Here is a 9,158-nt window from a genome sequence, read left to right as displayed (position 1 = left end):
TCCACCTTCAAATGTTGGTTTTGTTGGCTCGACTAAGGAGTCGCCTGATACGCCACCTGTAAAGTCTGCTTTGTCATGGACTTCTGGGATGCCACTTTGACTGCTAAATTCTGGTGTATACTCTGGTAAGGCTTCAGCTACTGCTCCTGGGCCATTGACTCCACCTTCGAATGTTGGTTTTGTTGGCTCAACCAAGGACTCGCCTGATACGCCACCTATAAAATCGGGAATTTCATGAATGGGTGCTTGATTTACTGGTTTTGCAGGAATTTCTGGACTCGCACTAGATGTTAGATCTTGGCCTTTTCCTCTTAAATCCGACTCTAATAAATAGCCAACATAGTCATAGCCTTTAATGTCAATAATCCCTTGAGATAAACCATCTGCAGACACAAGGATTTGAGTCTGATCATAAGATAGCAAGTCCTTATGTTCAAAAGCAAATACTTGATAAGGGATTAATAAACTCTTACCCACCGAAGCAATCAATAGCACTCCAACTATCTTAGAAGGCTTTTTCCTAGAAAATAGGAAAACCACCAAACTAGCCGTCAAAAGATCAAGACCAGCCAAGGGGAAGGTAACAGAGCCTGTTTGAGGTAAGACGGCTTGTCCCTGCTTGCGATAAACTAGATAATAGCTCTCTTGGCTCAGATCTTGTGGCAATTCATGGTGAATGAGTTCACGTTCAGCAGCTGTCAACTCCGATTCTGCTAAATAGTGAAAGGAAACTTGCTTGGTCTCATCAGCCTGAACCAGTTTTGGTTCAAGTGTTCCTCCAATGAAGGCAAGTCCAATCAATACCGAGCCCACCCCCATGCTCAGTTTACGAATGGCAAATTTTTGTAGCTTTTTTCTATCTTCCATATCAGCTTTGTTCTTGTCTTTAGAGACATCTCCTTTATTCCGTTTTCATAATCTTATTATAATATTTTGTTGATTTTTTTACAAAATATTTTCGAGATAAATTGATATTTTTTAAATAAAAAAGCGGATCAGCATTGGCTGAACCACTTTTTAATCTGGCACATACTCCAATATATCACCTGGCTGGCACCCCAGTTCTTTACAAATGGCTTCTAATGTTGAAAAACGTATAGCTTTGGCCTTACCTGTTTTCAGTATTGAAAGATTTGCGGGAGTAATACCTACACGTTCTGCTAAATCTCCTGAACGCATTTTTTTCTTTGCTAATTCGACATCTAGATTAATAACAATCATAGGATAGTCTCCTTTCTCTAAATTGTAAACTCATTTTCTTCTGCAATTTCGTTTGCTTTTTCAAGGACTTTACCAATTGTCCAAACAACGAGAGCAGTAACCATGAAAGTTATATTCAGAAATGAATAACCATTGAGTGTCAAAATACCATCTCCTAGAAATGAGGCAATAAAGAGGGAAAGAGAGATACGATTAGCAAGTTTGACATTATAACTTGTAAAAATCTGTTCATGAATAATATTTTGGAAGAACTGTCTAACACAAAATAGTACAAACAGAATGATAAAGCTATTGATAAAGGACAAAGCACTCACTAGAATTGAAGTATTCACCATATCAGGTTTTAAGGAAATAGTCCCAAGGTTAAATAGGCTAATCTCAGTTACATTGAAAACTGTTAAAAGGATGGATATAACCAAAGACACTCCCAAGATAAAAAGTAGGATATTAATAAAACCTAAAGCAAATGGTAAGTAGGAATTTTTCTTAGACATTAATTTCAAAACCTCGTTTCTAATCTCTACTATATTATACAATATTAGTAAGTGTTACGTACATGTATTATGCTACTTTATCTGAAAATTGATTCTTGATAGAAGCAAGAACTAAGCTAGCAATGAATAAGAAGGCTGCAATTGAGAAGTTAAAAATGATGTGGGCAGGATTCAAAATAAGTTCTGTAATACCTTGGATTGCTCCTACTACAGTCATTAAAACTGCACCCTTTTTCAAGAATGAAATGGTTGTATTTTCAAAAAGATCACTTTCTTTAAAGTTCTTAGCAAACTGTTTTAATTTGATAAGGCCATAAGTCAGAAGTGTATTACCAGCAACAAAGGTTAAAACAAAGGCATTAACTCCTCCCCACGCTTCGTAGCCTGACCTTGTTACCTCCCCACCTTCAGGCATTAGTTGGCTGATATCAAATTGACCAAGGAGAAGAACTAAGGAAGCGATACTAAAGAAACTGAGGGTAAAGATTCCGAAATTAGAGCCTAGTGTAACAAGTGATTTAGTAAAGTTTACGATTTTAGTTGATGTAGTTTTTTTCATGATGATTTCCTCTTTTATAAAATATTTTTAGTTTTAGTAACAAATGAGCTCTTTTTGTTACTGATCGAAAACTTATTATCGTTTATCGATATATCTAGTATAGCATAATTTTTTTGAAATGCAACACTTTTTTATCGTTTTTTGATAATTTTTTCTTTTATTTAAAAATATCTTTATTTAAGAGAAATTAGACTTCAAATATTAAAGTCAACACTTCTAAAGAAATCAAATATGAATCTAAAACATTTTTAGTAAATTCTTTTTAAGAATATCACGTTTACTCAACATAATCCAACAAATAACCGTAACCCTTCTCTTCCATTTGATCCTTTGGAATAAAACGGATGGATAGGCTATTGATACAATAGCGAAGCCCTCCCTTGTCCTTAGGTCCGTCTGTAAAGACATGTCCTAGGTGAGATTTCCCGGTTCGGCTTCTGACTTCAGTTCTGACCATATTGTAGGACTTGTCTTCCTTATAGGTCGCAACATCTGGACTGATAGGCTGGGTAAAGCTCGGCCAACCACAGCCCGATTCAAATTTATCTTTCGAGGAAAAGAGTGGTTCACCTGTTGCTACATCCACATAAATTCCTGCTTCAAATTTATCCCAGTAACGATTTGAAAAGGCTCGTTCTGTTTGACTGTTTTGAGTAACGGCATACTCCTCTGGAGACAGTAGTTTTTTTAATTCATCGTCGCTCGGTTTTGGATATTTACTTGCATCAATGACAGGATAGGCTGCTTGATTGACATTGATATGGCAATATCCATTAGGATTTTTCTGGAGATAGTCTTGGTGGTAGTCCTCAGCCACGATAAAATTGCTTAAAGCTTCTTTTTCAACCGCTAGAGGCTGGTCGTATTTCTGAGCAACTTGTTCAAAAACTTGATTGATGACTTCTAGGTCCTGCTCGTCTTTATAGTAGACTCCTGTTCTGTACTGAGTCCCCACATCATTTCCCTGCTTATTTTTACTAGTTGGATTGATAATGCGGAAATAATGGAGCAAGATTTCTCTTAGAGAAATTTGATTGGCATCGTAAGTCACATGAACAGTCTCAGCATGCCCGGTTTGGCCAATCAATTCATACTGGGTTGTTTCTCCTCTCCCATTCGCATAGCCAGAAACAGCATCTGTCACACCTGCTACTCTTGAAAAATACTCTTCAACTCCCCAAAAACAGCCTCCCGCTAGATAGATTTCATGTAAGTCAGCATCTTTACTTGGCTCAGTTTTTTTCGTGACTTTTTGCCCTTGACTAACTGCTGCCTTCTCGATTTGAGTGGTATCTGTGTAGCTTGCGCTCCTTTTTTCCAAAAGAAATAAAAGTCCAATAATAATGCAAATGATGATTCCTATGAATACAATTATTTTTAATTTATCATTCATGATGAGCCTCTAATCTATGCTTTTTAACGTCTGTAAAGTAGTTTCCTTGTCCATAAAACCTGGCTGGGTCTTAACTAGTTTGCCTTCTTTATCAATAAAAGCCTGAGTCGGATAAGAACGAACTCCGTAACTCGCTAAAAGTTGTCCCGAAGGGTCTAGCAATACTGGTAAATCTTTATAGTCCAAACCCTGATACCATTTTTTAAAGGCTTCTTCTGACTGCTCTCCTTTTTGACCAGGAGAAACCACTGTCAAGATGACATAGTCATCACTTGCTTCTTTTGCAAGCTCATAGGTATCAGGTAAACTAGCTAGACAGATAGAACACCAGGAAGCCCAAAATTTTAGATAGACTTTTTTGCCTTTGTAATCTGATAGGCGATAGGTTTTACCATCAACTCCCATAAGCTCAAAGTCTGGAACTGCTTCTCCTTGTTTTGCCATTTGAGAACTAACTTGTGCATTTTTGTCTCCATTTTGCTTATCAACTTGGCTCTCCATCTGATTTTTACAAGCTGATAGACAGACCAGACTAGCGCAGACCAATACAGTTGCTTGCCATTTTTTCATCTTCGTCACCTTTCTCATTATCATATGAATATAGATATTCACTTTGTAGTTCTATTATATACCTACCTTGCTAAAAATACATAGAATCTGTTTGGAAAATCATTAATACTCTTCGAAAATCAAATTCAAACCACGTCAGCGTCGCCTTACCGTACTCAAGTACAGCTTGCGGCTAGCTTCCTAGTTTGCTCTTTGATTTTCATTGAGTATAAGCTTCTTGATTACAAAAACTCCCACCTGCTATGCAGATGAGAGTTTTGGATTATTTAAAGATAGAAGTTTTAAAGCTATCTGTTTGTTGAAGAAGTTTCTTAAAGAGTTTTTCTTTAAGTGATACGGTGTTGTCAAATTTAACAGATCCGTTACTTAGAGTAGCCTTATCTTTATCAACTGCTTCAGCAAATGCACGTTTCAAGTCTTCATAGCTATTGTATGTTTTACCATCGATTTCAATAGATTGAATTCCATTTTTGGCACTTGTTACAACTTCATTGAAGTAAGCTTTCTTCCAATCTTCAAGATTGTTGAATTTTCCTTCAGAAATCTTGTTAATGATGAAGTCATCACCTAGAGTCTCTTTACCAGCTTTTTTAGACTCAGCTTTTAGCATATTAGATGCATAGTTTAAGAAGCCTTTTTCGTAGCCATAGTAACCCCAGATTCTGAAGGTATTGTGTTTAAATGACATGGCTCCAGGAGCACCTTCACTTGTGTTACCACCATAGATACCAGACATCATTGGAACGTTCACATAAGCAGAATCAAAGTCAGTAGGATTATAAACTCTGTTACCTGGACCACGGTTAGTCATAAAGTTATTAGTTACTAAGTCATCTACTGTACGTAAAGGAATAGCTTTTTCCTCATCACTTAAAGGTCTAACCTTATCGAATTGGTTCTTGGTGTTATTTCCTCGGTATTGCTTATCAACCTTCTTGAACCAAGCATTGTTTAAATCTTGATTTGCCTTATCGAGGACAGCCTCTCCTTCCAGGTAATCCAGAAGCATGAGGGTGTCATTGTAGCCCTTCATGTAACGATCAATTTCGTCACGTGATTTCAGATCATTTGGATTGGTGTTATACCATTGATTTCCATCATTTGGACGTTCATAAGCCATATTGAGACCTAGAGCTTTATATTCACCGTTTGGATTTGATACGGATGGAGTTTGCAACATTCCTTGTGCAAATGCTTCAAGATTTGTTCCTTCACGGTGTCTTGAGCCACCTAGATAAACCATTCGGTCATTGACGTGAGTCGTTTCGTGAGTAAAGGCAGAAACTCCAAAATCACTAATCATGTCCGTCACCATAAAGAAGACAGAGTCATCTTTATATGGATTGGCATAAACACGAGCTACCGCTCCCATACGCCAGTCTGTTGCATGGTAACGTCCTGTAGGTCCGTATAATTCACGAATAGGAGCAACATCTTTACCGCTATTAGTGTGACCATATTTATCAGTACTAATATCTTTATAGTTTTGGTTATCTAAAACAGGTGTTGGAACCATGTTATTGCTCTTCAAGAGTTGATTACGAACCTTGTCAGTTGCTAGACGTGACCAGAAGTCTAGATAATTCTGTTGCCCTTTTGCAACCTTATCAATTTCAGCTTTGAAAGCATTACGTTCTGCTTCAGTATACTTACCATATTTCTCAAATGAACTATAAGCCATCGTATTGTAAGTGGAAATCAAGAACATATGAGCATCTTTTAAGTTCAAGAGTGGCAAGATCATCTTACCGTGCATATCATTGTTTAAACCTTCGTAGGCTCTATGTTTCTTATCAGCAAACTCAGGAGTTGTTGTTTTTGGCTCCACGATATAGACATTATCTTTAGTTGCTTTAATGAACCAATCATTTAGATCTTTGTCTTCTGTGAATAGACGCATATTATAGTCTAAGAAACTGTTTAACTCGCCTATACCGATAACTCCACCGATAGTTTCGCGATAAGCTTCTAAAGTTCTATCACCTTTAATGTTATTTTCTTTGGAACCAATCTTGATCAAGAAGTCTAACACACTTACATTTTTACCGTAGAAGTCTGGTTTGAACAACATAAGTTGCTTGATATTAAAGTTATCAAACTTAACTCCATAATAACGATTGAGGTAAGACAAACCAAGAAGAACAGCAGCCTTGTTGTCGTCAATCTTCTTGATCAAGGCACGTTTAGCAGCTTCATCTGTGTTTAATTGATGATCTTCATTTTCAAGCAACTGTTTCACAAATTTAGCCAGATTATCCTTGACTTCTTTGAAGCTTTCTTCTAGGTAAAGATCTTTTATAGCGTTAACTTTATTTGGTCCTGTTCTACCTAGGTGTGTGTAGATAGGATCTGACTGTAGCTCAACTGGACTTAATTTTTCAACGATAGCATTGATAAGATCGCTGCGATCTTTGTCAACCATGTTCGGAGTGTAAACAACTTCTCCAAGTTCAGCAATGCTGTACTCTTTGACTTGTTTGACCTTAGAGTCTTTCGGTGAAACAGTAAAGATGTCTTTAGTCTTATCACCATAATGAACCATAATATGGTCAGCATCAGCCAATTCTGTCACAAAGGCATTTCCCTTCATGGCAGTAACAGACAAGACTTCCTTGGTCAAGAGAGGACTACCAGCAGCCAATTTGTTTCCTTGGTCTACGATCCACTCTTTGTTGTAGAATGGTTGCAATTTTTCGATATTGCGGTAGGCAAGTTCACGAGAGGCGTCGTAACCATCGATTGTTTTGTATTGATCAGCTTTGTTGACAATGTTATTGAGTTTGTCTTCAACAGGTTTGGTGCTTTCAAATTTATCAGCAGTGATTCCCATCGCTTCAATCTTCTTGTCAGCTTCTTCTTGTGAGATGCTAGGAATCTTGCGAGAATTCTTATAAGATTTATTCCCCTCACTTACTCCCTCAACACTAAAGTTACGTTTTGTTCTTGAATACGTGAAGTAATCATCGGCGTCAATATCAGAGTGACCAAAGACCATCTCACCTGTTTTGACTTTCATCATCGTGATGTTGTCTTCAATAGCACCCAAGGCCCAGTTGGTACCCAGCAAGCCACCAGATTGAACAGCTTCTTTCAGCTCGATAGAACCTTTAGCAACTGAATTTCTGAGAACACCTTCTCTTCCTAGTGTATTGTTATCTCCACCATTTTGAGAAGAATAAACTAATCCTGCAGCTTTTGCCTTGTTACCAGTAATTTCAGCATCAACGTAGGCTTTTTCTACGATACCTTTCCAGTTTTCACCTAGAACACCTGCTAAGTACCAACCTTTATTTCCAGCAACGTGAATCTTACCGATAAAGGCAACATTACTTACCTTACCACTACCATCAATTTTATTGATAATACCAGCTATATCGTTGCCCCCGATAACATTACCTGTTACTTTAACATTTTCGACAGTCGCATTATTTTTGATAACATTTGCGATTGGTGCTACTCGATCAAATCCAGGCATGTCAATGTTGACATTTTCAAGCAAGAGATTCTTGACAGTACCACCTTCAATGTTACCAAACAATGGTCTCGTAATGTTATAGATGGCAAATTTATTACCTTCTGTACTTTCCAATGTTCCCTTGAAGGCATTGGTTACATAAGACTTGCCAGCTGGCTGCACGTTACTTGCATTCATACTGCTACCAAGCTTAAAGGTACCAGTAGGATTGGCCTGCATTGCTTTTACAAGGTCATTGAAATCGTAATAAACATCACCTTCATGGGCTTTTGGTTTAGCAAAGTAATGGACATATTCCTCTGTAAACTGATTATCTGAGTTACGTTGAACTAGGTCTGGTGCTTTAGCAGTGACTTTGAACAATGCTTTACCATCAACTGTGACTTCTTCAATCTTATCAACAGCAAGTTTTGTCACCTTGTTATCATGAGTTGTCACTTTCAAGTAATAAGGTTTAACATCTGATGGTTTAGCTGACAAGAGACTATTATCAGTCTCTACACCTTGATCATCAACACTGATAAGGCTTGTTTCCTTAATGTTTTTAACTTCGACTTTTTTGAGATCAAGCCTTAGTGATTCTTCCGTGAGAACTACTTCTTCATTCCCATTTCCACGATCGTAAACCATCTTGGTCGCAATCTTGTAGTCCTTGTAGTATTTCAAGTTTGTAAGATTTGCAGTCAGGTCTCCCTCAGACATGTTGACTGTTTGAAGGCTAGTGTCTCCATCTTTCAAAACAACTTCAAGAGATTTAATGGTTACACCTGTTGGTTTGACCAATTGGTAACGAACCTTGGCACTACGCTCTAACTCTTCTTTATCAATTTGAGTAAGTGTCAACGTTGGCTCAGTCAGGATTTGATCACCTTTTTTGATGATACGATCTTGAACTGCTTCAACAACTTCCTCTGAAATCGTTGGAGCATCTGCAGTTTTCACTCCTTTAAGAGTCTTATAGACTTTGGTAATCTTTTTCTTACCGTTTTGACCAGCTTGAGCAACAACTTCTGTTCCCTTCGGAAGAGTGCTGTCTACTTCTGTTCTTGTTTCGTAAGGAATTTCTTCAAACGAAACTTCTTCAACTTGACCTTCAATAGCCTTTGTACCACGATTAATTTTTTCGTTTACTGGCGCCGTAACAATTTCTGTACTCGTGCTGATTGGGTCCCCAACTTTTTGGCCATTGACTGTCTTATAGACACGATGGATCAGCTGACTTCCTGCTTGACCGTTTTGAATCACTGTTTCTTCATCAGTGTAACGAGTATCATCAGCTACATACTCCTTTGTATATGGAACTGCTACTGTTTCAGTTTCTGTAATAGTTGCTTCAGCTACTGTATACTCTGGCAATTCTGGCTGAACTAGTGATTCACCTTGGTGACCCTCTTCTTGGGTGCCTTTAGCACTAATCTCACCGGTGTAGGCTGGCAACTCTGGTTG

Annotated in this window: 7 protein-coding genes; all 7 read right to left on the bottom strand. The window is 37.8% G+C overall.

Translation table 11 applies throughout. The annotated features are described in order from the left end of the window. Window positions 1-867 (bottom strand): YSIRK-type signal peptide-containing protein (locus tag HMPREF2619_RS11345; protein WP_186821483.1); only part of this gene is annotated, 867 nt, incomplete at its 3' end. 150 nt (window positions 868-1,017) lie between these two features. Further along, entirely contained in the window at window positions 1,018-1,221 is a 204-nt protein-coding gene (locus HMPREF2619_RS03275; RefSeq protein ID WP_004252288.1) for a helix-turn-helix domain-containing protein, read from the bottom strand. A 17-nt stretch (window positions 1,222-1,238) separates the two neighbouring features. Beyond that, complete coding sequence (locus HMPREF2619_RS03270) at window positions 1,239-1,715, bottom strand: DUF2975 domain-containing protein (RefSeq protein ID WP_070458987.1); 477 nt, start codon at window positions 1,713-1,715, stop codon at window positions 1,239-1,241. Window positions 1,716-1,782: 67 nt separating this feature from the next. Beyond that, the gene (locus HMPREF2619_RS03265) at window positions 1,783-2,274 is read right to left on the bottom strand and encodes a hypothetical protein (RefSeq protein WP_070458985.1); all 492 of its coding nucleotides are present in this window, start codon (window positions 2,272-2,274) and stop codon (window positions 1,783-1,785) included. Window positions 2,275-2,551: 277 nt separating this feature from the next. After that, complete coding sequence (gene msrB / locus HMPREF2619_RS03260) at window positions 2,552-3,667, bottom strand: peptide-methionine (R)-S-oxide reductase MsrB (protein WP_070458983.1); 1,116 nt, start codon at window positions 3,665-3,667, stop codon at window positions 2,552-2,554. A 9-nt stretch (window positions 3,668-3,676) separates the two neighbouring features. Further along, window positions 3,677-4,237 carry a TlpA family protein disulfide reductase gene (locus tag HMPREF2619_RS03255; RefSeq protein WP_070458981.1) on the bottom strand — a complete coding sequence of 187 codons (561 nt, stop codon included), beginning with the start codon at window positions 4,235-4,237 and terminating at the stop codon, window positions 3,677-3,679. 262 nt (window positions 4,238-4,499) lie between these two features. Next, window positions 4,500-9,158: ZmpA/ZmpB/ZmpC family metallo-endopeptidase (locus HMPREF2619_RS03250; protein ID WP_148130360.1), on the bottom strand; the 4,659-nt coding region annotated here is incomplete at its 5' end.

Source organism: Streptococcus sp. HMSC074B11 (genome assembly GCF_001808705.1).
Taxonomy (GTDB): domain Bacteria; phylum Bacillota; class Bacilli; order Lactobacillales; family Streptococcaceae; genus Streptococcus.
The sequence above is the reverse complement of the archived record's forward strand: the minus strand, read 5'-3'. Positions and strand labels throughout refer to the sequence as shown.

Coding starts and splice junctions, on each gene's coding strand:
- HMPREF2619_RS03270 (WP_070458987.1), bottom strand. CDS start 1,715: ATGTCTAAGAAAAATTCCTACTTACCATTTGCTTTAGGTTTTATTAAT.
- HMPREF2619_RS03255 (WP_070458981.1), bottom strand. CDS start 4,237: ATGAAAAAATGGCAAGCAACTGTATTGGTCTGCGCTAGTCTGGTCTGT.
- HMPREF2619_RS03275 (WP_004252288.1), bottom strand. CDS start 1,221: ATGATTGTTATTAATCTAGATGTCGAATTAGCAAAGAAAAAAATGCGT.
- msrB (WP_070458983.1), bottom strand. CDS start 3,667: ATGAATGATAAATTAAAAATAATTGTATTCATAGGAATCATCATTTGC.
- HMPREF2619_RS03265 (WP_070458985.1), bottom strand. CDS start 2,274: ATGAAAAAAACTACATCAACTAAAATCGTAAACTTTACTAAATCACTT.